The 26467-nt window shown below is 58.2% G+C and carries 21 protein-coding genes and 1 pseudogene; 16 read left to right on the top strand and 6 right to left on the bottom strand.

The annotated features are described in order from the left end of the window. Positions 1-84 precede the first annotated feature (84 nt). Positions 85-663: a flavodoxin family protein gene (locus tag FBZ97_RS17895; RefSeq protein WP_162748836.1), complete on the top strand. Its 579-nt coding sequence runs from the start codon at positions 85-87 to the stop codon at positions 661-663. 400 nt (positions 664-1063) lie between these two features. Here FBZ97_RS17895 and FBZ97_RS17890 read toward each other — a convergent pair whose 3' ends face one another. Beyond that, positions 1064-2236, bottom strand: coding sequence for an ROK family transcriptional regulator (locus FBZ97_RS17890; protein ID WP_145321418.1), 1173 nt, complete (start codon positions 2234-2236; stop codon positions 1064-1066). A 365-nt stretch (positions 2237-2601) separates the two neighbouring features. On the opposite strand from FBZ97_RS17890, the gene FBZ97_RS17885 reads away from it, so the two are divergent. Further along, positions 2602-4359, top strand: a complete 1758-nt coding sequence (locus FBZ97_RS17885; RefSeq protein ID WP_145321420.1) for a glycogen debranching protein — start codon at positions 2602-2604, stop codon at positions 4357-4359. Between the two features lie 23 nt (positions 4360-4382). Here the strand turns inward: FBZ97_RS17885 and FBZ97_RS17880 are convergent, their stop codons facing one another. After that, entirely contained in the window at positions 4383-5006 is a 624-nt protein-coding gene (locus tag FBZ97_RS17880) for a GNAT family N-acetyltransferase (protein WP_145321422.1), read from the bottom strand. 320 nt (positions 5007-5326) lie between these two features. Here FBZ97_RS17880 and FBZ97_RS17875 point away from each other — a divergent pair, with 320 nt between their 5' ends. The 4 genes from FBZ97_RS17875 (at position 5327) to FBZ97_RS17860 (ending at position 9572) form a co-directional block, all read left to right on the top strand. Then, positions 5327-6574 (top strand): extracellular solute-binding protein, encoded by a 1248-nt coding sequence (locus tag FBZ97_RS17875; RefSeq protein WP_233788540.1) that lies wholly within the window; start codon positions 5327-5329, stop codon positions 6572-6574. Positions 6575-6706: 132 nt separating this feature from the next. Continuing rightward, positions 6707-7603: a sugar ABC transporter permease gene (locus FBZ97_RS17870; protein ID WP_113388750.1), complete on the top strand. Its 897-nt coding sequence runs from the start codon at positions 6707-6709 to the stop codon at positions 7601-7603. Further along, on the top strand, positions 7600-8433 hold the full coding sequence (locus FBZ97_RS17865; RefSeq protein ID WP_113331154.1) for a carbohydrate ABC transporter permease: 834 nt from the start codon (positions 7600-7602) through the stop codon (positions 8431-8433). The genes FBZ97_RS17870 and FBZ97_RS17865 overlap by 4 nt, the downstream gene beginning before the upstream one ends. A 209-nt stretch (positions 8434-8642) precedes the next feature. Then, positions 8643-9572, top strand: a complete 930-nt coding sequence (locus FBZ97_RS17860) for an MYG1 family protein (protein ID WP_145321424.1) — start codon at positions 8643-8645, stop codon at positions 9570-9572. Positions 9573-10049: 477 nt separating this feature from the next. Here the strand turns inward: FBZ97_RS17860 and FBZ97_RS17855 are convergent, their stop codons facing one another. Next, positions 10050-11237: an adenylate/guanylate cyclase domain-containing protein gene (locus FBZ97_RS17855; protein ID WP_145321668.1), complete on the bottom strand. Its 1188-nt coding sequence runs from the start codon at positions 11235-11237 to the stop codon at positions 10050-10052. A gap of 864 nt (positions 11238-12101) precedes the next feature. On the opposite strand from FBZ97_RS17855, the gene FBZ97_RS17845 reads away from it, so the two are divergent. Further along, a complete protein-coding gene (locus FBZ97_RS17845) occupies positions 12102-13286 on the top strand; it encodes a 2-isopropylmalate synthase (RefSeq protein WP_145321428.1) in 1185 nt (394 codons plus the stop codon). 138 nt (positions 13287-13424) lie between these two features. After that, positions 13425-15212: a thiamine pyrophosphate-dependent enzyme gene (locus FBZ97_RS17840; protein ID WP_145321430.1), complete on the top strand. Its 1788-nt coding sequence runs from the start codon at positions 13425-13427 to the stop codon at positions 15210-15212. A gap of 22 nt (positions 15213-15234) precedes the next feature. Here FBZ97_RS17840 and FBZ97_RS17835 read toward each other — a convergent pair whose 3' ends face one another. Continuing rightward, entirely contained in the window at positions 15235-15450 is a 216-nt protein-coding gene (locus FBZ97_RS17835; protein ID WP_113391713.1) for a hypothetical protein, read from the bottom strand. A 253-nt stretch (positions 15451-15703) separates the two neighbouring features. Between FBZ97_RS17835 and FBZ97_RS17830 the strand changes: the two genes are divergently transcribed. The 8 genes and pseudogenes from FBZ97_RS17830 (at position 15704) to FBZ97_RS17795 (ending at position 24167) form a co-directional block, all read left to right on the top strand. Then, complete coding sequence (locus FBZ97_RS17830; RefSeq protein ID WP_069615183.1) at positions 15704-15955, top strand: antitoxin; 252 nt, start codon at positions 15704-15706, stop codon at positions 15953-15955. After that, positions 15952-16263 (top strand): annotated as a pseudogene (locus tag FBZ97_RS17825) (type II toxin-antitoxin system RelE/ParE family toxin). Before FBZ97_RS17830 ends, FBZ97_RS17825 begins: the two are co-directional and overlap by 4 nt. A 605-nt stretch (positions 16264-16868) precedes the next feature. Beyond that, on the top strand, positions 16869-17870 hold the full coding sequence (locus FBZ97_RS17820) for a glycosyltransferase family A protein (RefSeq protein WP_173002523.1): 1002 nt from the start codon (positions 16869-16871) through the stop codon (positions 17868-17870). Beyond that, positions 17867-19690, top strand: a complete 1824-nt coding sequence (locus FBZ97_RS17815; RefSeq protein ID WP_145321435.1) for an ABC transporter ATP-binding protein — start codon at positions 17867-17869, stop codon at positions 19688-19690. The genes FBZ97_RS17820 and FBZ97_RS17815 overlap by 4 nt, the downstream gene beginning before the upstream one ends. Next, positions 19671-20894 carry a glycosyltransferase gene (locus tag FBZ97_RS17810; protein WP_145321437.1) on the top strand — a complete coding sequence of 408 codons (1224 nt, stop codon included), beginning with the start codon at positions 19671-19673 and terminating at the stop codon, positions 20892-20894. Before FBZ97_RS17815 ends, FBZ97_RS17810 begins: the two co-directional genes overlap by 20 nt. After that, positions 20891-22204 carry a glycosyltransferase gene (locus FBZ97_RS17805; RefSeq protein WP_145321439.1) on the top strand — a complete coding sequence of 438 codons (1314 nt, stop codon included), beginning with the start codon at positions 20891-20893 and terminating at the stop codon, positions 22202-22204. Before FBZ97_RS17810 ends, FBZ97_RS17805 begins: the two co-directional genes overlap by 4 nt. Further along, complete coding sequence (locus FBZ97_RS17800; protein WP_113331142.1) at positions 22201-22941, top strand: class I SAM-dependent methyltransferase; 741 nt, start codon at positions 22201-22203, stop codon at positions 22939-22941. Before FBZ97_RS17805 ends, FBZ97_RS17800 begins: the two co-directional genes overlap by 4 nt. 47 nt (positions 22942-22988) lie before the next feature. Then, positions 22989-24167 (top strand): glycosyltransferase family 4 protein, encoded by a 1179-nt coding sequence (locus FBZ97_RS17795; protein ID WP_246661792.1) that lies wholly within the window; start codon positions 22989-22991, stop codon positions 24165-24167. 3 nt (positions 24168-24170) lie between these two features. On the opposite strand, the gene galE is transcribed toward FBZ97_RS17795, so the two are convergent. Next, positions 24171-25145 carry a UDP-glucose 4-epimerase GalE gene (galE, locus tag FBZ97_RS17790; RefSeq protein ID WP_113353261.1) on the bottom strand — a complete coding sequence of 325 codons (975 nt, stop codon included), beginning with the start codon at positions 25143-25145 and terminating at the stop codon, positions 24171-24173. Then, positions 25142-26116 carry a UDP-glucuronic acid decarboxylase family protein gene (locus FBZ97_RS17785; protein ID WP_113353260.1) on the bottom strand — a complete coding sequence of 325 codons (975 nt, stop codon included), beginning with the start codon at positions 26114-26116 and terminating at the stop codon, positions 25142-25144. Before FBZ97_RS17785 ends, galE begins: the two co-directional genes overlap by 4 nt. Between the last annotated feature and the right edge of the window lie 351 nt (positions 26117-26467).

Here is a 26467-nt window from a genome sequence, read left to right as displayed (position 1 = left end):
CAACTCTTCCGAAGGAAAGTGCCGTACGGAGCGAAATCGCCTTCGGACGGTGTAAAGCAACGGCCCCAAGGAGGCCAGACCATCATGTCACATCGCAAAGCCAATACAGTCGTCGTCTATCACTCCGGTTACGGTCACACCCAACGGATGGCTCAGGCCGTCGCGGAAGGGGCAGGAGGCGTGCTTTACGCCATTGACGCTGATGGCAATCTTTCAGATGAGGGATGGGCCGCGTTGGATGCCGCGGACGCCATCATTTTCGGGTCGCCAACCTACATGGGCGGCCCGAGCTGGCAGTTTAAGAAGTTTGCCGATACGTCCTCGAAGGCCTGGTTTGCCAACAAATGGCGGGACAAGGTATTCGGGGGCTTCACCAACAGCGCCAGTTTGAACGGCGACAAGCTCAACACCCTCGAATACTTCGTGCTTCTGGCGGGACAGCACGGCGGTCTTTGGGTCAGCCTGGGAATGAAACCGGCAAATGTGAAGGCGTCGAAACGAGACGATGCGAACAGGATGGGGTCGTACATCGCGCCCATGGCGCAGTCCGATGCCGACGCAGCTCCAAGTGAAATGTCGAGCGGCGATCTCGAAACCGCCCGCATCTACGGAGAGCGGGTGGCACGAGTTGCGCAGCGGTTAACAGCGGCTCAGGCAGCCTGATGCGAGCGCCAACTCTCGAGACTTGAACAGCTCTGGAGCGGATACTCTGATGGGCGCCGCCGGGCCCAGGAAGAGAAGGGAATGAAACTGAATGAGGTCCGCGATTTGCTGCGCAACGTCGAGGAGCAGATCGCGGCCGCAATCGGTGTACTGGATCGCACTCTCGCTCATGCGCCGACGGACGGAGGGCATCGTGGTTACTTCGCCGTCGGCAAGGTCATCGCTCCAGACGAATTGCTTGAGGAATGGTCGCATTCCATTCACGCAAGTCGGGCATCTGCCACGCATTCCCGATTGTTCATATACTCCTTGAGGCCAGTTGTCCGGCAGCCTGCTATCTTTAAACTCTGCCTGTTGAATTTGTCTTCAAGCAATTCGCTTGCGCGATACGATGCCCATCTCATGAATCTTGCAAATCAACACCGAACAGCTCCTGGTGCATGTGCTCGACTGCGATGCCGATGCCGCCGACCAGAGCCGCCCGATTGCCAAGCTGACTAATCTCGATGCGAGGTGGGTAAGGCGTACAACGTGGCAGATACCTGCGAATGGCTTCAACAAGTTCGGGGCGCGCGCCGATACCGCCGCCCATGATCACCAGCTCCGGATCGAGGGTCGCACCGATCGCGGCAATGGCAAGCGCAATCGATCGCGAAGTTTCCTCAATCACCGCAACAGCGGCCGGCTCGCCAGCCACCAGAGCCGAAAAAAGATCCGCGACCGTTGCGTCGCTCTGCCCACCATATCCGCAATAGCGCCGCACCATCGCCGCACTACCCACGGCGCTTTCAAGAGTACCAAGAGTAAAGCCGCCCGGATCAAACGGCTCTCCGCCGAGAGGCAGATAGGCGATCTCCCCGGCGGCACCGCGTGCGCCACGCATGAGGCTACCATTTGCAATAATGCCCATGCCGATACCGGTGCCTACGGCCACGAAGGCAAAATTATCCGATGTGGCGCCGTGCCCTCGCCATCGCTCTCCTTGCGCGGCAAGATTGACGTCGTTCTCAATGATGACCGGGATTGCCATCCGGTCGCTCAGGAGCCGGCGCAAGTCAATCGTTTCGACTCCGGGGATGTTCGGGGCGACATTGATATGTCCGGTGGTCGGATCAAGCACGCCTGGGGTCGCCAGCACTATGACGCGCAATTTGGAAAGATCGATGTCGGCGCTCCCGGCGAGGTCCTGTACAATGGCGTGGAATTGATCAACGAGATGAACCCCGCCGCGCGAGCTTGTCGGCACCTTGGTTTCAGCAACGATATTTCCAACCAGATCGCAGATGACAGCCGCGATTTTGGTTCCGCCTAGATCGATCGATGCAGCGAAACCGGCACTTGCATCGAGCTCGTAGGTTATTGCGGTTCGCCCCAGGCGCCCATCGGTGTATCCAGTCGGCTTCAACCAACCATTATTTTCGAGATTGCGAACGACGTCGGAAATCGTTTGCTTGGACAAGCCCGTTTGCTTGGCGATATCCGCGCGGGAAATAGGGCCTTTTGCAAGTATGGTCCGAATGACGGAATTTGTTGAAATTTTTCGCGCTATCGGTGTCTGGGTCGCATTTGGCATCAGTGCTGGCTCGGGTTCTGCCTCTAATTAGTTCGGGACCTTTTCCTAATTCATCCAACCTCGCGCGTGGCTGCGCTAGCTTCGGCTGGAATATCGCAAAATTCAAGTGAATCTCCGTGAGTTGGCTAAACAAAACCATTTAATTTGTCCATGTCATTGACAAATTAAGCGCCCAATTTGTAGACTTGCCCAGTGGCTGAGCAAGTTGCGGAGGGGTAATGAAAGCGAGGTCAAAGGATGTGTAATCCCGCATTCGCCGAGGACTTCGTGACGCTCCATTCCGGCGAGTGTACTGGATATTGCAATCTGGATCTCACGCTTGATCCCATCTCTGACACCGCGCGTTGAAAGGTGCTGGATTTGCCATGATGACCCCCACATCCCAAGGCGAAATCACAACCAAGCACCCGGTCATTCTGCCGATCATGGCGCCTCGACTGCAGGCGGACGCGCATCCCGACGGGTATCTTGATCTCGCTCTTTGGGGAAGCGGCCGTCTTGGACGAATACGTTTTTCCAAACTTGCCGGACCTTACGTTTACGGTCCAAACAGGGTCACCGCCGAAGCAGGTGGCATCTTCGTCGCCCAGTCAAAGCCCATCCTTCTGATCCGCAATGCCCGCCTGGAACGAATCCATCCGGCTCGTCGGGGTGCCTGGTGGCATGAGATCGATGAGGACAGTCAGCGAACCAAGATCATCAAACGCGATAGTCGCCGTATCGTCGTGAGTGGCTGGGGTGTGATGATCGTCGAGGTTGGCGACGGAGATATCCGCGTCGCGGCCGGGGCCTCGGAAGAGGAGGCTGAAGCCGCATTGAGCCTTGCCAGCGACGCTATCTTGGCAGAAGCGGCGAATTATGTCGCCCGGTGCGACGTCGCGCCCGATGCCGATCCCGTGATGCGCAGCATGGTGATTCAAGGCACGCATGCCGCGCTTTCCAGCATTCGACTGGACGAGAACGGTGTGTTCGCCGGCCTAGCCGCGGGTCAGGCCTATAGCGCGCCCGCGCGCACCTATTATCGCGATGGCTACTGGACGATGCAAATGCTGCTGAAGCTTGCGCCGGAGGCGGTACGCGATGAAATTCGACTTTTGGCCAAGGGAATTCAGCCTGATGGAGAGGCGCCAAGCGGCGTGATATTGACCGGACCGGCGCAATCTCGTGCCTGGCAGAACTTCGTTCTTGATGCCAAACAAAATCCCGAAAAATATCGTGGCAAGGCTGCTCCGGAGCATCACAATCGTCCAGGTGATTGGTGGAGCGATCATTTTGACAGCCCGCTTTTCTTCATCCTCTTTCTCGTCGATTATGTGGACGCGACCGGGGATACGGCGGAAGCATTGCGGCACTGGCCGCTTGTCACCGCAATCGTTGAACGATACCTGGCCCTCGCTGGCCCTGGCAGCGTATTGCCGCTGAAGCCGCGAAACGACAGGGACTGGGCGGACAATGTCTACCGGGAAGGTCTCGTCTCCTACAATCTCGGCCTTTTTGTCGGCGCGCTGGATGCGGTGGCTAAACTGGGAGCCGGGCATGATCCCGCATTGGCGCGGAAGGCAAGCGAAATAGCGCTGTCCGCTCGCGCCGAAATCGAGGACAAGCTTTTTGTCCCGAGCAGGAACGGTTACGCCGATTTCATCACTTCTGATGGATTTGTCGAGGATCATCTCGTGCTCGACAGTCTGACACTCTCCCGTTATGGGGCGATTTCGCGAACGCGCGCGATTGGTCTCCTGAAGGCGATGGAAGGAGCTCTGGAGGCTCGAAACAATACGAAACAGCCCTATGGCGATTGGGGCGTCCTTTGCGCGTTTCCGCCATTTAAACGGGCGAGTGATGTAAGATCAAAGACCGCGTTCCCCTTTCGCTATCATAATGGATCGGATTGGCCCTATTGGGACGGCGTCTATGCGGAAGAAAGAATACGCCACGGTCTCGGTGGAGCGCGTTATGCGCTTATACGCTGGTGGGAAACCTGCCTCGCAAATGGATGGGCCGGTGCGGTCGAATATTTCTCGCCGCCCTACGGACGCGGTTCCCTTCTGCAGGGATGGAGTGCGATGCCGGCGGCTGTTGTTCTTAAATATGGCCTAGAGGCTGCGAACGCGGAGAATAGGTAATGAGCGGATGGGCCGGATTTTCCTTAGGCTACCGGCTTGTCCAATCTCATGACGAAGGCGAGGTGACCGTTTTGGCTGAGTTCTTCGAAACCGAGATGCCGGTAAAATCCCTTGGCGCGCTCGTTCGCGGGGCTGACACCAAGATGGACGCCAGGTGCGCCATACGCCGTGAGGGCTTTGAGCATGGTCTTGATCATCAGCCGTCCCCATCCGCCCGATTGGGCTTCAGGCAGAATATTGATGTGAAGATGCGCGGGGTAGGTCTCTTCAAGGCCCGGCGTGCCGCTGTGAGGATTGGCTATTCGCTCCAGAACATCGGCGTCTTTTTCCGTCTTGGGTATCAGGCCAGCGGTCTCGCGTCGAACAACCGGCCACCAATCTCTGCGGAGCACTGTGTCAAAGCCCGCGGTATCCGGCGTACCGACAACATAGCCGACCACCCGATCGTGCCTGGCAAGAACGAACGCAAACTCCGGAGCGAATTTGAGATAAGGCACGGCCCATACGTAGCCGGGAAGGCGCGGATTGCTGTAAAGCGCACTCGCGTCGGCCCCTGCATCAGCCGTGACCAGGCAAATGTGAAAGAGGGCGTCAACGTCGTCCTCAGTGGCCGGGCGGATGAAATAATCGTCGATCTTGGGAGGCATGGCATCATCGATCTGCTGGCCGCTGCTCGGTGAGAACTGACGTCAGGCGGCGGTAAAACTGGGAAGTTTGAGGGACTGCATCTGAGGGCCAAACCCGCAGATTTTGGAAAAGAATAAGGAAATTCGTCGGTCCAGTAAAGGCCCGACAATGCAAGACATTCGGCGCGTCTTAGCAAGATCAGCCGGTTGGAATCGATAGAAACTGCCAAAACGCAGCTAGAGGGAACCAATCAATGTTTAGCGATTTCATCTCCACCAATGCAGCATCCATTCTGAAGAAGACAGGAATTTTGGCCGCATCCGTCTTCATTGGCATCGGCATGTCGACAACCGTCTTTGCCGAGACGCTCACGGTTTGGGACGACCACGATTCTGAGTCGAGAGCCGCCGTGATGACCGAACTCAACGCCAATTTCCAGAAGGCGCATCCCGACGTTAAGCTTGATCACACCGTACGCGATTTCCAGGACCTCAATCTCACGCTTAAGCTCGCCGTTTCGTCTGGCGATGGTCCGGTGGTGACTAAGGTCAACCAGGGAGCCGGCGCGATGGGCGCGATGGTGAAGGAAAACCTTCTCGTTCCTGTCGATAACTACCTCAAGAAATATGGATGGGATAAAAACCAGTCCGATAGTCTCCTGGCGCGTGACCGCTGGTCGAGCAAGGGCGAGTTCGGTGTCGGTGAGACCTATGGCATCTCGTCGCTCGCCGAAATCGTCGGCCTGTATTACAATGAAAAGGTTCTGAAAGCCGCTGGCGTCGAACTTCCGATCAAGAACTTCGACGATTTCCTTGCCGCTCTCGATAAGGTCAAGGCGGCAGGCAGCGCGCCGCTGACAATCGGTACAGCCAAGGGCCATCTGGCGCTCCATATGTTGGCCGGGATCAGCCAGGCGCATATCGATGCTTCGGATCGAAAGGCGCTCGATGACCTGATCTATGGCCGCGGCGGCACATGGAATACGCCCGGCAATCTGGAATCGGTGAAACTTGTACAGAAATGGGCAACAAACGGCTATTTCTCAGATGGTTACCAGGGCATCTCGGGCGATGATGCCGTTCAGCTTTTTGTCGCCGGCCAAGGGGCCTTCCTGATTTCGGGCACCTGGTACTTCGGCGATATGCAGAACAATCCCGATATCCATTTCATGCCCATCCCGGCGCCCGCCGGTATCAAGCATCCGCTTTCGGTTGGCGGCGTCGACCTTGCCTGGGCGATCACCAGCCTGGCCAAGAGCGACAAAATGAAGGACCTCGCCGGCGAGTACATCAACTACATGGTCTCCAAGGACGCATCCGTGACCTGGGCCCGCGCCGGCTATCTGCCCGCCACCCCTGTTCCGGCAGACGCCGGGGTTAACGCGTCCCCGCTCCTGAAGGAGGGCATCGCGATCTGGAAATCATTGAACGATGACAATGCACTCGGGCATTATCCCGATTGGGCAAGCCCAACCATGCTCAAGACGTTTGATGAAAACACGCCCCTATTGCTTGCGAACAAGGAAACGCCTGAAGAGCTGATCGCCAAGCTCGACGCGGACTACGCCGCCTACATGAAGAGCAAGTGATTGCCGGCGAACAAGCCAATCCCGCCGCGCTACTCGATCGAAGAAAGGCAGCGGCGGGAAACTTCGCTACGTCTATCCTGATCACGGCCAGAGCGGCGCCATTCGACCTCTGGCATATCCACGAGATGGTGCATGAAACGCTCACCACTTGACGCGAAGGCCAGTAGAAATCTCATCTACGTTCTGCCTGGCTTACTGCTCTATTTTGCTCTCATTCTTGGTCCTATTGTCGCGGCAATCGGTATCAGTTTCACTGAATGGAATGGGATCAGCCCGCCCAATTGGATTGGCATTGGCAATTATGCAAAATTGTTTTCAGATGAAACTTTCTATGTTGCATTGAAAAACAATGCTCTCTTCATGGTGTTTTACTGTGTCATCCCGATTGTCATTGGCCTGTCACTAGCCGCGATGGTCTGGACGTTCAGGCAGCGGGAGCAGTTCGCGCTGCGGACACTGCTATTCCTACCCTATATCATGCCCACCGCCGTGCTTGGCATCATTTGGCACTGGCTTTACAATCCCGCTTTTGGTCCGATCAACCAGGCGTTAAAGCTGGTTGGCCTGGGTTCCATCGCTCTGCCCTGGCTCGGCGATTTCACGTTTGTCCTACCAGCGGTCGGCATTGTTGCGAGCTGGTATTTCTTCGGTTTCTGCATGGTGTTGTTTCTCTCCGGCATCCAGCGGATCGATCCTGCGCTGTTTGAAGCGGCGAGAGTCGATGGTGCCAGCGGAAGTAGGATATTCTTCTTCATTACACTGCCGCTCCTGCTGCCGGAAATACGCATCGCGCTCCTTCTCACGATCATTTCCTCGATCAAGAGTTTTGATCTGATCTTTACGATGACTCGAGGCGGTCCGGCCAACGCCACACTTGTTCCCAACATTTATATGTATGAGCTTGGATTTCAACTGAATCGGTATGGATATGCTTCGGCCGTTGCCATCATCGGTGCGATTCTCGTCTTTACTATCAACTATGCCGTTCACCGGCTGGTGCGCCCTGTGAATGAAGGGAGTGCAACGTGAGCAGAGATTTTCATACGATAGGTGCGGTGCTACCCTCACGTATCATTCTTTGGCTGTTCGCGGTCTTGGCGATTGTTCCCTTTGCCCTTCTGATACTTACGTCTCTGAAGAGCCGTGCCGATCTGATACAAGGCGCATTCGTATTGCCAGCCTATCCGCATTTCGAGAACTATGCAAATGCTTGGATCGATGGCCGGTTTAATGTCTATTTCCTGAATTCCGTCATGATTGTTTTCCCCGTTGTCGTGGTTAGCATCATACTTGGCACGCTGACGGGATTCGGATTCGCGTTCCTGACCTTTCCGTTCAGGCGCACCATTTTCGTCCTTTTAACTGTTGGAATGATGGTGCCGACCGAAGCCTTCATTATTCCACTCTACTATGAAATGCGCTATGTCGGCCTCATAAACACCTATGCTGCGCTGATCCTTCCCCAAATTGCCATGTCTCTGCCTTTCGCCACCATGTTCATGGCTAGCGCGATGCAACAACTGCCATCGGAAATCATAGAAGCAGCGGTTCTCGATGGAGCATCCAGAAGATATATTCTTTCAAAAGTTATCGTACCTTTGATGCTGCCGTCGATGTCCACACTGGCATTGTTCCTGTTTATTTGGACATGGAACGAGTTTCTTATTCCGCTTGTTCTCGTCAATGACGATAACTACCGAACCCTGCCAATTGGTATGTTATTTTTCCAGGGACGTTATACGGTCAATACGCCTGTGTTGACGGCGGGCGCTGTCATCGTTATCGGACCGCTCATTCTTGCCTATATGTTCTTCCAACGGAAACTCATCACAGGCCTGACGGCTGGAGCGACGAAGTAAAATCACCTTGCTCTCGATTGAAAAGATCGGTCGCGCGCTCGGGCGCCATGAAGCAATGGGAATCTTCTTTCGCCGATCATCGCGCCATTCCCGAGCCGAATGCGGCCATGCAATTATCGGATCCCCTAATCGCTTTGCCGGTTGAGATGACGCGCAAATCCGGTTATCTGCCTGTCCGTCCAATTCGCGAATAGTAAGGTCCCGGCCGTATGGCTCCCAATTTCCTCGTCACCCATTCCGGCGGCTTCCATGCCGACGAAGTGTTGTCCAGCGTCATTCTCACGCGGCTTTTCCCTGATGCCCGCCTGGTTCGCAGCAGGACGCCGGAATGGATCACGCCCGGTGTCGATCGCATCGTCTATGATGTCGGCGGCGCTTATGATGCGACTGCCGGGATTTTCGATCATCACCAGCGCGGCGCACCGCGACGCGACGATGATCAGCCCTTCAGTTCGTTCGGGTTGATCTGGAAACATTTCGGTCGCGATTACCTGACAGCCCTCTTGGTCCCAAGCGGCTTTGTCGAAACCGTGCATGCGGCTTTCGATGCCGGCTTCGTCCTGCCGATCGACTTGGTCGACAATGGTGCGCTCAGCCCGGATAGCGCCGGCCTGCTGGCTGGGTTGACCCTGCCGTCGTTGCTCGAAACATTGAAGCCCGTCTTCGACGACGCGGACCTGGAGGCGACCGATCGGGCATTCCACGCCGCCGTTGCGATCGCCCGCAATTTCGTCGAAGCGAAGATTGCCGGGCTCCATGCGAAACTGCGTGCCGAAACTCTGGTGCTGCAGGCGATTGCGTCAGCCGGCGAGAGCCGTGTTCTCGAACTGCCGATAGGCATGCCGTTTCGTTCGGCGATCGTGAAGGCGGGTGCCGATCATCTCCTGTTCGTGGTCCATCCGCGCGAGGCCGACTGGTGCCTGACGGGAATTCGCCGCGCCGAGGAAGGATTCGAACTGCGAGCCGATCTTCCGGTGGGCTGGGCCGGGTTGAGCGGCCGCGACCTGGAGATGGCGACCGGTATTGAGGGCGCAAGTTTCTGCCACAACGGCCGCTTTATCGCCGCCGCCAAAACGCGAGAGGCGGCGCTCGCTCTCGCCAGGTTGGCGGTGAATGACGCGGAGCAAGGAGCCGGTTGACCATCGGCTCGAGGCCGAGCGCAATCGCCGTTTCACGGGGCAACTCCGGCTTGAGCATTGAGCGGATCGGCATACGGAGGCCACTCATTTTGCAACCAGAACCGGATTGCTCTTGAACTCGTACGCTGTTCAGATCGACTGAAAATACTTCCAGCTGAAATTATTTGGGGATGATCCCGCGTCACCGTTGCTCCCATGAGCATGCATTGGCACGATCGCGACACCAAAAAGGAGGCTTGTCATGCGCTTATCCGCCCCGCCGATGTCGAAAGAACGACTTGCGCAGTTGCTCGCTGGTTTTTTGCCGGATACCAAGCAGCAAGTGGGCCAAACCGGTATGCGGAGCCAGGACGGTGGAAAAGTGATATGTGAGGAAGCCTCGCCCGGCGGAACTAATTCGCAGTAGCTTGAGATCGCGCTCGAAGCGTTGGTAGGGAAACGTGCGGACGCGGTAGAAAGGGCGCATCGAGGTGATAGTCAACAGTTTGGCCCATCCGGCAGGCCGTAAACCGCGGCGGGCTGGCTCACACCCTTCAGCGTGAAAATCCCGAGCCGTTCAAATCCGTCTTGGACCTGCGAAGCGAATAGTTCGGAGGCCAACACGCTGCGTTGGACCGTATCGCACAACTTTTCCATCCGGGCCGCCTCGTTGACAGCTCTGCCGATTGCCGTGAAATCAAGTCTGCGGGCAGCTCCGACGTTTCCGTAGAATACGTCTCCGATATGCAGAACGATATCGACGAGGAGCTGTGGTTCCTCGGAAACCATGCGTGCCCGGTTGACCGCCGCATTCGCCTCGATTGCCATCTTCGCCGCGGACAGGGCCCTTTCACACGCGTTGGCCGGATCTTCAATATCGGTCGGGAAGATTGCAAGCAGGCTATCGCCCATGAATTTGAGGATCTCACCGCCGAATTGCTCGACTGGCCCGCCGATCGCATCGAAATGCTCGTTCAGCCAACCGACGATACGCTCGGGCGGAAAACCTTCGTTTAGCGCCGTGAAATTCTTCAGGTCCGCAAGCAGGATGGCGGCATGGATGGCATCACCGTTGCCGCGCCGTGTCTGGCCGCTGAGAATGTGGCCGCTCGTGCGGGCTCCGGTATAAACGGCGAGCATGTCGGTCGCCACACGCATCGCCGCGATGCGGCAGCAGGCGAGGGCGAGAGCCGGTAGAAATTCATTCAGGGCGGCAATCTGGCCGTCGGAGAACCCCTCCGGGTTATCGACGGCCAAGGAGAAGCCGATACCGCCCAGTGCGGTTCCCCCGGGAAACCGGGCAAGTTTCACCAGGTAATCGGTTGCCCCAAGATCGGAGAGTTCGTTTAGCAGCGGGAACCCGGCTGCGTCACCGCCGGGCGGCAGTCTCCAGCGCCCAACATCCAGCTCTCGTGAAAGAAGATATGAAATAGGCGAGCGGCGAAACATCGCGTCACCCGCTTCGCCGTGCTCTTGTATTTCGAGAGAGATGCTCGACGACCGCGACCAGGAAATAGAAGAGCCCTTTTGAAGTGGATCGATGGACGGCATGGCTATGGACGCCCTAACGAGTGGATAGCCGAGCCTGGTCAGCCGTTCTGAAACTCCGGTCAGGATCTCTTCGATGCTGTCGCTGGTCAGGCCCATGGCTATGATCCAGTCGACCAACTCCCGCGTCTGCGTCACTTCGTAGGCTCCTCCGAACGGCAAAGTTTGAGAAGATCGTCGACCGAGTTTGGTGCTCCGGTCCAAATCAATGGCAGCCTAGCATGGAAACTGGCGAAAGTACCTTGTGTGCGCACCAGCAGGTGGGGGCATGAACAAGATCCGCCAATAGGCGCGCGGGTGCAGGTAGTCGTCGACGTGTGGGATGCTGCCGAAGAGCTGCGGGGGTAGGTGCCAACCGTCAGCATATCATTGAAATGCCTGCTGGCAGAAACAAGTGTGGCAAACTGGCGACACGTGTCTATCACTAAGCAAAAAGCCGTAATTTCCTAAGAATAGTCCATAGTTTTCTAAAATACCGCCGCCTCGAATGCAGCCATCCTCGCCGTGGTAACCATTCGGTGCGCTATGGACATTCAATTCTCAGGTTTTGAAATTTTTGCTCCGAAAATAGAGATGGCCTGGACTGTCCTGCAACGGCCAGATGCCCGCCGCCCCCGCGCGGGGACGGAGCTCCCTTCCGATCACATGCATGCTGGACTGCATCCCGCTCCGACGCCGCCGCCGCCCGGAGACACGGATATCACTGCAGATCGAAAGCCAGGCATCTGGATGGGACGCGTACACCAAGAATTGCGAAATTTCGCCGACGGCGCAGGCTTGGATACCGACCAAAGCGTGAAGCGCTTTGCCCGGTTTCCAGCATGCCGGCAACGCCAGGGGCGATCAGGATCAGATCCGACGAGACTTGCATCCGATGATGGATTTTCGCCGCAGGCATGAAACGCGCCCGAGGCATCGGTCATCCATGACTTGTGTGTAGTGCCATACAGCCAGCCTTAGGAATTCGGCAAAGCCGATGCTTCAATTGATCGGGAGAGTCGCATGAACACTGAAAAGATCATAATCTTTGACACCACTTTGCGTGATGGCGAGCAAAGCCCCGGCATCAACCTCGACGCCGGGGAAAAGGTCGAGATCGCGCTTATGCTCGAAGGCCTGAAAGTCGACGTGATCGAGGCCGGCTTTGCCGTCTCCAGTCCAGGCGAGTTCGACGCGATCAAGGCCGTGGCGAGTGTCGTGAAGGACAGCACGATTTGCAGCCTGAGCCGCGCGGTCGAGCGCGATATCGATCTGACGGCGGAGGCTGTTTCCGGTGCGGCATCGTCCCGTATCCATATCGTGCTGGCGACCTCACCCATTCACATGAAATACAAGTTGCAAATGACACCGGAAAACGTGCTCGAACATGCCGTTCGCGCGGTGGCCCACGCGCGACGTTATTCCGAGGATATCGAGTTTTCCTGCGAGGACGCGAGCCGATCGGAGCCCGAATTTCTTGCCCGTTTCGTGGAACAGGTGATCAAAGCCGGCGCGACCACGGTCAGCCTGCCTGATACGGTCGGCTACGCCACGCCTTACGAATACGGCAAGCTATTCACCTATCTGCGCGATGTCGTGCCCAACGCTGACAAGGCCGTGTTCTCCGCGCATTGTCACAATGATCTGGGCATGGCTGTTTCCAACTCGCTCGAAGCGACCCGGCAGGGCGCGCGCCAGATCGAATGCACGATCAATGGTATCGGTGAGCGAGCGGGCAATGCGTCGCTTGAGGAGATCGTCATGGCGCTGCATACACGCGAGGATTTTTTCCGATGCCAAACCTCCGTTGAAACCCGGCGTTTGACGGCCGCATCCAGGCTCGTCTCGGAGATCACGGGTTTCGTTGTGCAGCCTAACAAAGCGATCGTCGGCAGGAATGCCTTCTCGCATCAGTCCGGCATTCACCAGGATGGCATGTTGAAGAACCCGTTGACCTATCAGATCATGACGGCGGCGGAGGTCGGTGCAGACGAGTATCGGCTGGTGCTCGGAAAGAATTCGGGCCGCAACGGTTTTCGCATGTGCATGCGCTCGCTGGGCGTCGAGTTCGGTTCCGACGCCGATCTCGATCGCGCTTTCTCTCGTTTCAAGGATATCGCCGATCAAAAGGCATCGCTTTGCGATGAGGACCTTCTGGCGACGGTTGTCGGTATGGAAGCCCTCTCCAGGGAAAGCCACATCGCCTAGTTCTGCTTCCAGAACGTCTAAACGGGATCGGCCATGTGCCGGAACCGCGCTTGCCGCGGACCTCGGCCGGCCCGGGGGAACCGCGCGTCAATAGTTTGCAGCATTCGGGAACGATGGTCACAGCGGAGAAGCGAGAAAATGACGATGGATCTTGCAGTCGAAACGGCGGGCGACATTCGGATAGCCAAGCCGAGAGCAGTGCCAAAAACAGGATATGAATTCCTGATCGATACGCTTGCGACCTGGAATGTGCGTCACTATGCCGGGGTCACGGGAGGAGGGGTCATCCATTTGCTCAAACACATCGAGCCGATGGTCTCTGCCGACGACGGTGCCGAGTTCCCGGTTTTCTTCAATATCGGAGAGTATGTCGCCGGCTTTATTCCGTTGGGATACTATCTGGCGAGCGGGAAAATCGGTGCGGGTATTGCGACGACGGGAGCCGCAACGCGGCTGCTGACCTGCGGCCTGAGTGATGCGAAATTGCACAATATTCCGGCAATCTATCTCATTCCTCTCAGCCCTGCGGATACGCGATACCGAGCGCCGCTGCAAGATACGAGCCCGGAAGGCGCGGACGTCGTGGCTCAGATGATGGCCGAGCTGCCATCAGGCACATTCGTCCTGAATGATCCGGAACGTATCGGAGAGCAACTCGAGCAGGCCCGCAAACATCTCGATCAGGGCTCGCCTATCGCACTTCTGATGCCGCCGGAGGCGCTCGGAAAGATGGTGCCTGAGCCGGTCCATACGCCTCGGCGTGGTGACTACCCCCATAAACCGAACAGGATCGACCATGGGGCGCTCGCCCATTTTCTGGCCGAATTCCCGCGGCAATCGGCTGGGCGCCGGGTGATCGTGCTCGCTGGAGAAGAGGCGGCCATGTATCCGTATATGCCTGTTCTCACCACACGTTTGTGCAAGGCATTACAGGCACCGATCGTCTGGAGCATAAACGGGGCGAATGCGGTGGCGCGCAACAATGTCTTCGGTTTCGGCTATCTGGGATTTGGCGGTAATGATCGCGCAATGCAGCTCTGGAGAAGCCTTGGCCCTGACGATATTGTCATCACTCTCGGATTTTGCCCTGACGAATATACGCTTAATTTTTCGGACATACCTGCCCATACGACATGGAATTTCACCAATCTGGCCGCCCCTTATGGCAGCGTTGGAGGCGAATTTCGGCATCGCGTACGAGGCGAATATTTCGATGTTCGAGGACCGATCGATCAGGTTCTGAGCGAAGCGATCGGTCGGCTCGAGGACCTTCAGCTGCCGCGCCCTCCGGCACCGGCTTTCGTGGCCGATCTTAATGATCGCGAGATCATGCCGCCACGTCCCGGCACAATCGATATCGCCCGATTTTATCAGGAGCTCGATCGTCATTGGCGGCCGGGAAGCGTCGCATTCGATGATGTGTGCCTTGCCTACAAGGATCGTCAGTATGTCACGCAGCGCCCGCATCCGGACGTCCGCTTCCATTCGCTCTATCGCGGTTCGGCAATGGGCGGAGCATTCGGCGTGGCAATCGGCGCTAAGCTCGCGAAACCGGACGCGACGGTCTTCGCTTTTACGGGTGATGGCTGCTTCCGGCTGATTGCCGGTTGCCTGGCCGAAGCCCGATCATTGGGGCTCGTCCTGTTCGTGCTGGACAACGGCGCGCTTGGCATCATGGTGCAGGGCCTGCCCGTGGTCATTCCCGACTATTCGTCCGATCGCTACCACAGCGATCTGCACCGCATCGACTTTGGATCGATGGCGCGCGCATGCGGTTGGGAAAGCCGCAAGCTGGCGCCGGATCTTAGCAACCTGGCCGAGATCATGCGCGAGAGCTACGGCCCTGGTCGCTCATCCATCCTGGTCGAGGTGCCCGTCGACGCAGAGCAGGTGGTGGGACAAAACCCGCGGGCCAACAACCTGTAGCCCCCAAGCGGTCGATGCCAGATCAATGCAATGGTGTCGAAGGCGTCATCTCCATGTCACCGATGACCGTATCGAAATAGTTGTCGGCGATTTCGAGCAGAGCTTCCGCTATGCACTGAGGTTCCGATCCATCTTGCAGGAGATCCTGCACGGCCGCATCGATTGTCCGCTGGAGTTGCTCGTGGCATTGCTGCTTCGATTGATCCGCAAAACCGATCAGCCATTGCTTAGCTGGCATGACGATGCTCTCCTCCATGACGACAGACGTCCATATTTATCGACAAGGTATAGCGCGGGTGAGCGCAGGCAACCGCTGCAAGGCTATTTTTCAAGCGAAGTACCATCATTTGCTCGCCGTTACGAATGAGCAATTCTCCTATTCTAGGAATGGTTGTAGCACTTGGGAGCGGCCGCCGTGCATTTCAATGAGCCTCGCGGCAGTGGTCACGTACCCACATATGTGCTAATGTGGGCCTTGAGGAGCACGCTAGATGAGCCGTTTAACGATCGACATGACAGACCAGCAACATCAAAGCCTAAAGGCGATGGCCGCTTTGCAGGGTAAGACAATCAAACAGTATGCACTTGAGCGTCTCTTTCCCGGGGATATAGATGGAGATCGAGCCTGGGAGGAGTTAAAGATGTTGATGAATACGCGCATCAATGATGGGCTCGCCGGAAAACTGTCGACTAAAACCGTAGGTGACATCCTCGATGAGGAAATTGCCGAGGATCGTGCTTGACGGCTTACATTCTTACCGCGGATGCAGAATCTGATCTGCGATCTGTAATCCGCTACACGCATGCCCAATGGGGTGCCGCTCAGGTGCGCTGGTACATCGCGGCTTTGGAGCGAGGTTTTGCGAATCTTGCCGAGGGTAAGGGTCCTTTTAAGGATATGAGTGCGCTTTATCCGGCATTGTGAATGGCGCGATGTGAACACTACTATGTCTTTTGTCTGCTTCGCGAAGATGCGCCTGCACTGATCGCGGCGATTTTTCATGAACGAATGGATTTGATGAAGCGATTGGCTAGCCGTCTGAACGAATGATCTTTGGGCGAAGGCGAGATGTCTTGCAGATGGTGGAGGTGGTCGGATAGGATCACGCATCAAGCCCAGTCGTTGTCGATCGATCTACGCGCCGTCGTCGCGACCCCGTTACATATGCAAGCCTCGTGCGCGCCGATGTGTTGAAATTGCTGGCGCCTCCGGTTGGCGTCCGCGGGCGTGTCGCATTGAATGGATCAGCGCCGAATCGAAATATGGTAGGCGGCGGGATGTATATACCCGCAAAGTCACCGCCCCCGCGGTGAGTTCACCTGGAAGTGCCCGTAAAAAATCCCGCTGAAAACCATCGCTGCCGGAAATCGCCCCGCTGATTTTGGCAACAAAGCCATCTACATCGGACTAAAGTCTGGTTTGTGATCGGACCTAGGGCCGAGGACGCAATCTTTGGTCCTAATGCCATGGATTGCCCCGACCTTTGCGCCAGTTGTTTCCCGCGAGGGAAGCGGCGGGATATTCGGCCGCTGTCGTAGTGCATGCGGAGAGATCGATGAATATGAACGGCGCCCGTGAAAGCGGCACCCCAGCCCCGGCATTCACCAATGATTCCGTCGGTAGCTGTATCATCGGCTTCGTCGCCAAGGGTGGCAATGGCTGTGGAAGCTAAGCGAAGGACCACCGTTGCGGTCGTCGTACCGATGTTCAACGCCGAACGAACGATCGGTGCGACCCTGGCCAGCATCTGTCGCCAGACGCATCAGGAGCTCGATATCATCATTGTCGATGATGGTTCTTCGGATCGATCATTATCGATCGTGGCTGAATATGCGAGGCAGGATCGGCGAATTCGGATCCTTCGGCAGGCCAATAGTGGTGTCGCCGTCGCGCGTAACAACGGTGCGGCCGCGACCGATGCCGAATTTCTCGCATTTATCGATGCCGACGATTTATGGGCTCCGTCAAAGATCGCACTTCAGTGGCAAGCGCTTGACGTGGGCGGGCCGTCAGTGGGATTGGCCTATTGCTGGTATGCGCTCATCGACGAACATAGCCGCGTGTTTTCGCTGCATAACCGGCCAAGCCATGAAGGACACGTGCTTCAGCGCATGTGCAGAAACAATTTCGTCGGCAACGGCAGTTCGATGCTCATGCGTCGTTCCGCCTTCGAAGACGCCGGGCAGTTCGACCCATCCTTAAGGGCACGCAACGCGCAGGGTTGCGAGGATCTTCTGATCTGCCTCAGAATTGCGGAGAATTACGAATTCCGCGTCATACAGCAGCACTTGATCGGCTACCGCATGACGAACACGAACATGTCGAGCGACGTCAGGCGGATGCTCTCTTCATGCGAAATCGTCCTCGCCGAGTATCGTGAAAAATATCCTCAGTATGGTAGCGATCTCGATGCCCATCTGGTCGATATGATCCATTGGCTGGTCGTCAGAGCTTTTGTCAGCGGTCGCTTTTTCGATGGTTGTGATCTGTTTCGGCGATTTCTGGCATTGGAGCCACGTCAGGCGATTTCGAGCCTGCCAAACATATTGGACGTATATTGCCGTGCCAGGCTGGTTCCCGATTGGCTCAAGGCTCGGCTGAGGGGATTGCAAAGAAACGCGGAGTTGCGGCCGCTCTATCTGGAGACGGTCCCGTGAGGCCGGGCGGTTCGTTTCTCACGCGCCTGCAACGGCTCTTCCGCCTGGCGGAGGCGCCTGCCTGGGCAGGACCGACCATCATCGGGCTCGGCCTGGCCGCCGCGGTTCTCGAGGGGGCAGGCCTCTTTCTCTTCATTCCCCTCATTCAGAGTCTCGGTGCCGTAGCGGCGCAGCAGGGAGAATGGCAGCGAATTTTCGACCGGCTGCTCGCGGCCGTTCCACAGAGCCATTTGACGGCATTCCTGGTGGGCGTGTTGTGCGTCAGTATCCTTCTGAAGAACGCCGTCCATCTCGTCAATATCTGGGTGACCCGGTATATCGACGGTCTCGTTGCGCATCGGCTAAGAGCAAGGGTCTTCGATCAGACGATAAGCTCGTGCATCGACTACCGGGTGGAAAGCAAACGCTCCGATATCATCACGACGATCGCCAACAACACCTGGAAAGTCAGTCAGGCCTTGAGCCTCGCTTACCGTTTGATGATCTGCTTCTGCACCTTCGCCGTCTTCATGCTGTTGATGCTGCTGATTTCGGTCCGGCTGACCTTCTTCTCGATGATGTTCCTGCTCATGGGCGCCATGGCCATTCGCCTGGCCACTCGGCGCGCGGACGAGACCGGCAAGGCCGTTGTCGAGGAAAACAAGCAGTTCGGCCTGAGGATGTGGGAGAGCATCAACGCTCTGCAATTGATCCGCGCCTTCGCCCAGGAGGACTACGAACGTAACCGCTTCCGGGAGACTTCCGACAATGTGCGGCGACGCCTTCTGAAGCTCGATATGCTGTGGGCGACACCGGGACCCGTCTCGGAAATCTCGATTACGATCCTGATCGGTGCGCTCGTTCTTGTCGCTCAATCGGTAGGATTGGGCATTGCCGCACTGGCCGCGTTTCTCTCGCTGCTATATCGTCTGCAAGGCCCAACGCGCGAGTTGCTGCAATCAAAGATCGCGCTCGATGGGCTCGCCGGCAGCATCGACGATGTCGACGACTTCCTCCGCACGACGGAGAAGCCTTTTCTCTCGCAGGGGCACGTGCAGGCGCCCGCCTTCAGGAAAGCCGTCGAATTTCGCAACGTCTCCTTCCGTTATGCGCCTGGTCAGCCGCTTGCGCTGGAGGATGTCTCCTTCAGCATTCCTGCCGGCAAAACAACTGCGATCGTCGGCGAATCGGGGGCCGGCAAGTCCACGGTGATGGCGCTGCTCTTTCGCTTCATGGATCCGACATCCGGTGCGATCGTGGCAGACGGCATGCCTCTTTCCGAATTCGATCTCCGCAGCTGGCGCAAGCGCCTGTCGCTGATGTCGCAGGAGGTCCATCTCTTCAACGACACGATTGCAGCCAACATCGCCTATGGCGATCTGGAGGCCGGGCCCGCCGAGATCCGCAAGGCTGCCGAAATCGCCAAGGCGGACGATTTCATCCGCCTGCTTCCGGATGGCTACGGCACACGGATCGGCGATCAGGGAATGCGCCTGTCGGGCGGGCAAAGGCAGCGCGTGGCCCTTGCGCGAACGATCCTTCGAAATCCCGATATTCTGCTCCTGGACGAGGCGACGAACGCGCTCGACGCCGAAACCGAACAGGCGTTTCAGCTGGCGCTCGACGAGTACTCACACAACCGCACCGTTGTCGTGATCGCTCACCGGCTCTCGACCGTTCTGGCCGCCGATCAGATCATCGTCATGACGAAGGGCCGTGTGGTCGAGGCTGGTTCGCCGGATGAGCTCTTCAAGCGGCAGGGACATTTTTCCAGGCTCCACGAATTTCAGCACGGTCGCCGCGGCGGGCGGGAGTTGGGTGATGAGTTACAAGCTTATTGATATCGAGTTGTCGAAGCCCCTGGCGCCGATCGAACTCTCGGCTGAGCAGACCGGTGTCGGCTTGATCGCGCGATGGCAAGGCCGGCTGATCGCATTTGAAATGATCGAGCGACCCGCCGGCTCCATGCTGCCGGCCGAGAGCCTGAAATCCCTTGCCGATGAGCGATTTGCGGAACGCATCCTCGTCGCGAAGTTGGAGGAGGAGCTGAGGGCGCGCTTGCCGGCGAGCGAGACGACGCTGCCCAGTCTCAGCATCGCGATCTGCACCAAGGATCGTGCGCAGCGCCTCTCCCGATTGCTGCGGTCGCTCGATCAGGTTCGGGATGGATCTCCTTTCCAGTTCGTCGAAATCATCGTGGTCGACAATGCCTCGGTGGATGCGGCCACGCGCGAAGCCGCCGAGAGTTTCCGCGATATCCGCTACGTTTTCGAACCGAAGGCTGGGTTGGATTTCGCCCGAAACGCCGCCCTTCATGCGGCTTGGGGCGACATTATCGCCTATCTGGACGATGATGTCGTGGTGGACCGCAATTGGCTTGTAGGCCTTGCCAAGGCGTGCCGCGACAACCCTGGCGTCGGCGGTTTCACCGGCCTCGTGCTGCCGTTTCGTCTCGACACCGAGGCGCAGGTCTTTTTCGAGCGACGCGGAGGGTTCGGTCGCGGCTTTGCGCGGCGGGAGTTTCACAAGGCGCGCTTTGACAATCCGCTCCATCCCGTTGGCGCCGGCATTCTCGGCGCCGGCTGCAACATGGCCTTCGACCGCGCGTTGCTGATCGAGCTCGGCGGTTTCGACGAGGCGCTCGATACGGGCGCGCCGCTGCCCGGAGGCGGGGATCTCGATATCTTTTACCGCGTCCTGCGCTCCGGACGCCCGATGATTTATGAGCCGGAATATGCGGTTTATCACGAGCACCGCGAAACCATTCCGCAGCTCAGGCGGCAATACTGGACCTGGGGTCTTGGCATGATGGCCTTTCTCGTCAAGAGCTATCGCACCGATAGCGCGATGCGAGCGCGCCATCGCGCCATGGTCCGCTGGTGGTTCTTCGACCAGTTGAAGGCGCTTGCCCGCGCTGCGCGGCGGCTGCGTGGGCATGAGCTGCGTTTCGGTATCGCGGAGCTGTGGGGCGGAATCTACGGCCTTGCCGGTGAATACGATCGCTCGCGCGCCCGTATCAGGTCGATCCGGGAGCGCAATTCATGACGACAGAACGTTTTGAGGTGAGGCATGTCGATCTTGCCGCTGCGGATATCGGCGGCGCTCGTGCGCCCGCATTGTCGATCTTCTGGTGGAAGGACCTGCCGCTCGGGGCACGGGCATCCCTGGAGGACGAGCTACCTCACGGTGCCTCTCAATTGCGCCAGCTTGCTGCCGAACATGCGGCCGCACAACTCCAAGCGCGCAGCGTCGGGCTGGGCGCGCCGTTGCGTGCCACCTATGAAGGACAGCCCAAGCCCGCGCTCTCGCTGGAGACCGCGCTTGAATCGGAAAATCTGGTAGAGACGCTCGATGCGATCGCAATTCCATCCTCGGCTTCGGCGCGGGATGTCTCCGTGATCGTCTGCACCCGTGATCGTGGTCCGGCCCTGAGCAAATGTCTGGCCAGCCTCGCAGCGCAACGCAGCGCTCCGGGCGAGGTCGTCATCGTCGACAATTCCGAAGACGGGAATGCCAGGGACATCTGCAGGCAATTCCCCGATTTTCGCTATGTCCACGAGCCCCATGCCGGTCTAAGTCGAGCCCGGAACACTGGGATTCAAGTGAGCCAGTTTGATATCGTCGCTTTCACCGACGACGACGTCGAAGCCCATCCGGGCTGGACCGCGGAGATCGCGCGTGCCTTTGCGCAACGGAATGTCGTCGACGCGTTCACCGGTCTTGTGCTGCCGGCGCGTCTCGATACGGCGGCGCAATGCTCCTTTCAGTTCACCATGGGCGGCTTTGGCTCCACCTTTGTGCCGCTCACCTTCGACAGGCGTTTCTTTGAGGAGACGCGGCCGAGCGGAGCCCATGTCTGGAAGATCGGCGCCGGCGCCAACATGGCCTTTCGACGCTGCGTGTTCGAGCGGGTTGGCCTCTTCGACGAACGCCTCGGCGCGGGGGCGGCGGGATGCTCTGAGGATTCGGAGCTTTGGTACCGACTGTTGGCGGCCGGCGGCGTATGCCTCTACGAACCCCGGGCCGTTGTCTTCCACCACCATCGCAGCGACTGGCCCGGCCTCAAGCGGCAGATCAAAGCCTATATGAAGGGCCATGTCGCAGCCCTCGTGACGCAATACGACAATTTCGGCGATCGCGGAAACATCGTGCGCATCGGCAAGCAGCTGCCGGTCTATTTTGCCAAGACCTTCGTCAAGGCGCTTTTCGAAGGGCCTCCGGGCAGGCTCGGAATTTTGGCGGCCGAAGTAGAGGGCTGGCTCACCGGCCTGCAGTTTCTCCTGCGCTTCGGCTGGAGAATGCGGCGAACCCCGATGGGGACCGCTGCTAAGGCTGAAAAGGGAATATCGCGATGATCAAGAAAGCAGCGCTTGGCCAGTTTCTGTCCGGAAACCCTTATCCGAACGGCTTGACGGATGGTCTGTTTTATCGCGAAAAGATGCGCGCCATCCATCGGGTGGCGCCGGCGGAAACCGGAGGCACCGGACGGGTGCTGGAAATCGGCGGCGGTCGCAGCGGTCTTGCCAGCATCCTTTATCCGCAAGCCGAAATCGTCACGCTCGATATCGACCCTGAACTGGCCGACCATCAGCCGTCCTGGGCGAAATCGACCTTCATTTGCGGCGACGCCTGCTCGCTGCCAATGGATGACGACAGTTTCGATATCGTCACCATGTTCGACGTGCTGGAGCACATCGAGGACGACCGCCGCGCAGCGCAGGAGGCGCTGCGGGTGGTACGGCCGGGCGGATATGTCCTGATCTCCACCCCCGAGATCAATTGGCATTATCCCTATTTCAGCGTCATGAAACGCCATTGTCCGCATGAAAGCGAACTGATGCGCGAATGGGGCCATGTCAGGCGGGGATACCGGGACCCGGAACTCGCGGCCCTTTTCGACAGACGCCCGGAACGGCGCGCCACCTTCATCAACGCCGCCACCGCGTTTTTCCACGACGTTTCGTTTTCCCGCATCGGACGCCGTCGTCGCAAGGTCCTCTATGCGCTGGCCGCGCCCGTGACCTTTCTCGGTTACTTGATGCACCGGCCATCCACGCGTGGCACCGAGACGGCCTTTGCCTGGCGCAAATGAGAGGCGACCAGACGTCAAAGGTGATCGCGCTTTTCCCATGGGGAGACGTGATCGAAGAATTTCTCGATCCGATCGGGCTTGAACTTCAGGATTTCGTCGAGCGGATGACGGGAGGCTGGCTGTTCGGCTATGCGGCGGCACTGGGTTCGGCCGGCCACAAGCCGATCATCGTCTGTGCATCGGAGCGAGTGAACAGGATTGAGTGCTATGAGCACCCCGGCCCGGGCACGCCGATCTGGGTCGCACCGGCAAAGCGGCCACGCCAGGGCCATTCCCCTGCCGCCTATAGCCTGCGGCGCTGGTCTGCAACGCCGCTTTCAGCCTTCCGCGAGATTCTTTGCCGCTCCAAATGCGATCTGCTGCTTGCCCAAGAGTATGAATATACGCGCTTCGATGCGCTGGCATGGCTGGCACGAGGCTTGGACCTCCCACTCTATGCCACCTTTCAGGGAGGGGATCGCACGCTGTCCTCGGTCGAGGCCGCTGCAAGACGGCTTTCGCTGCGCGCGTGCCGCGGCCTGATCGTTGCGTCTTCCGCGGAGCGTGAGCGTCTTGCCAGGGCCTATCCACGCATTGCTCCCAATATAGCGAATATCCCCAATCCGCTGGCTACCCAGGAATGGTACGCGATGGATCGCGGCGAGGCGCGAGCAAATCTTGGCCTGCCGCGGGATTGCTTCATCGTCGTCAATCATGGGCGCATCGATATCCGCCGCAAGGGGCTCGATGTGCTTCTCAAGGCCTGGGAACGCTTCGCCGGTGTTTCTGCGTGCCGATTGGTAATCATTGGCTCGGGTCAGGACAATGATGCTTTCGCCAAACTCGTTCGCGCAAGCGAACTGGCGAACGTGCAATGGTTGTCCGGCTACATGACGGACCGAACCTTGATCCGCCGCTGGCTATCGGCCGCGGACGTCTATGTAACGGCTTCCCGTATCGAGGGCATGCCGGTCGCGCCATTGGAAGCCATGGCCTGCGGCCTTCCCGTCATCGCTTCGGATGCACAAGGCCTGCCGGACATTCTCATCGACGGCGAGGCCTCGGGCGGCCTGATGGTCGCGCAGGAACAGCCGGACGAAATCGCGTCGGCCTTGGCGAGATTGAAAGATGATGAAGCTCTTCGCGCGCGATTGGGTGCCGCCGCCCGACGGCGGGTGATGGAAAAGTTTTCGATCGAAGCGGTTGGCGCCGCTCTCGACGAGTTTCTGACAACGGCACGCAGGTAAGGATCACATCCGGTCGCGATACCAGGCGAGCGCCGTCTCGATAATCCTGTCGATGCTGGAATGCCTGGGCACCCATCCAAGCTCTCGCTCGGCTTTATCGGCCGCAGCCACAAGAGCCGGTGGATCGCCAGCCCTGCGCGGACCATAGGCAACCGGAAGGCTGCGTCCACAAATGCGGCTGACGGCATCGACCAATTCCCTAACGGTCGTTCCGTTGCCGGTGCCGAGGTTGTAGATGTGTACACCCTCATCCCGCAACAGCTTCTCTCCACCAAGGACATGAGCCTGCGCGAGATCGCTGACGTGGATGTAGTCGCGGATGGCCGTTCCGTCGCGCGTGTCGAAATCGGTGCCGTTGATGGTGAAGGTTCGGCGCGGTCTGATCGCCGCTTCTATGGCGAGTGGCACGACATGCGTCTCGGGCTCGTGCCGTTCACCGATCTCGCTATCGGGATCGCAGCCGGCTGCATTGAAATATCGCAGCATTACCGCGTTGAGGCCGTGGGCGCGCGAGAAATCCTCCACCATCCGCTCGATCATGAACTTCGACCATCCATAGGGATTGATCGGCCACTGCGGATGAGTCTCGTCAATCGGGGTGCGGCTCGGAATGCCATAGGATGCGCAGGTGCTTGAAAAGATCAGCCGGTTGGCGCCCGCTTTGAGCATTTCCTCGATGAGAACCAGCGTCCCGAATGTGTTGTTCCGATAGTAGAGTTCGGGAAACTCGACGGATTCGCCGACATAGGCATAGGCCGCGAAATGGGCGACCACATCCGGACGGTATTGGCGTAACGTCGCCGCCACCGCCTCGGCGTCGGCAATGTCGCCCTCGACCAGCGGTCCCCATTTCACGGCGTCGCGCCAGCCGCGGGAGAGATTGTCGTAGGTGACAACCGACCATCCAGCCTCGGCGAAGGCCTTGCAGCAATGCGATCCGATATAGCCGGCTCCGCCGGTGACAAGGACCGTCCTCATTCGGCGGCGATCGCGCGCGAACGGCCAGACGAAAGCAGTTCCTCGAAATAGGCGATCGTTTTGCCAAGCCCGGCTTTCAACTGAACCTTCGGTTTCCAGCCGAGTTCGCGCGACGCGACCCCGATATCCGGCTGCCGTTGCCTGGGATCATCGGCCGGCAGTGGCAGGTATTTTATCGCCGAGCGGCTGCCGGTCAGTTCTATCGCGAGATTGGCAAGTTCCAGCATCGTAAACTCCGCCGGGTTGCCGAGATTGATCGGGCCTGTGATCTCGTCCTTTGTTCCCATCAGGCGAACCAGGCCATCTATAAGATCGTCGACATAGCAGAACGAGCGTGTCTGCTGGCCGCTGCCATAAACCGTTATCGGCTTGTTCTGCAGCGCCTGCACGATGAAGTTGGAGACGACGCGGCCGTCATCGGGGCGCATCCTTGGGCCATAGGTGTTGAAGATGCGCGCCACCTTGATCCGTAGCCGGTGTTGACGCCAGTAATCGAAGAACAGGGTCTCCGCGCAGCGCTTGCCCTCGTCGTAGCAGGAGCGCGGGCCTATCGGGTTCACCCGGCCCCAATACTCCTCCTGTTGGGGATGGATCTCGGGATCGCCATAGACTTCGGATGTCGAGGCCTGGAGGATCTTGGCGCCGACCCGCTTGGCGAGGCCAAGCATGTTGATCGCGCCGTGGACGCTGGTCTTGGTGGTCTGCACCGGATCGAACTGATAGTGAACCGGGCTCGCCGGACAGGCGAGGTTGTAGATCTCGTCGACCTCCACATAAAGGGGGAAGGTAATGTCGTGGCGTACGATTTCGAAAGATCTGCTATCGAGCAGATGCGAGACGTTGCTTTTCCGTCCTGTAAAAAAATTATCTACGCAGATAACCTCATGTTTTTCACGCAAAAGCCGTTCGCATAGGAAGGAGCCGAGAAAACCTGCGCCGCCGGTAACTAGGATTCGCTTTGTTTGCTGCATGACGGTTATCTCGCCACTGGTGGCGTGATATCGCCGCCGTCGGAAACTATGTCGGATGCCGGGGCTGGGATGCCGCTTTCAAGGACGCCGTTGATATTCATCGACCTTCTCCGCATGCATTACGACAGCGGCCGGGTATCCGACCACTTCCATCGCCGGAAACAACTGGCGCAAAGGCCCGGGCAATCCATGGCATTAGGACCAAAGATTGCATCTTCGGGCCTAGGTCCTGTCGTGGATTGGACTTTGGTCTGATGGAAGCCGAAAGCCTTCCGGACGGCAGCATGGCGGGCATCGCGTCCTGGCTGCCAATGATCGATTGATCGGCCCTGAATTGGCTGACATAGTGCC

The sequence above is a fragment of the Rhizobium sp. ERR 942 genome, assembly GCF_007828395.1.
In the GTDB taxonomy this organism is placed as follows: Bacteria; Pseudomonadota; Alphaproteobacteria; order Rhizobiales; family Rhizobiaceae; genus Rhizobium; species Rhizobium dioscoreae.
This window is presented reverse-complemented; position numbering and strand designations above follow the sequence as displayed.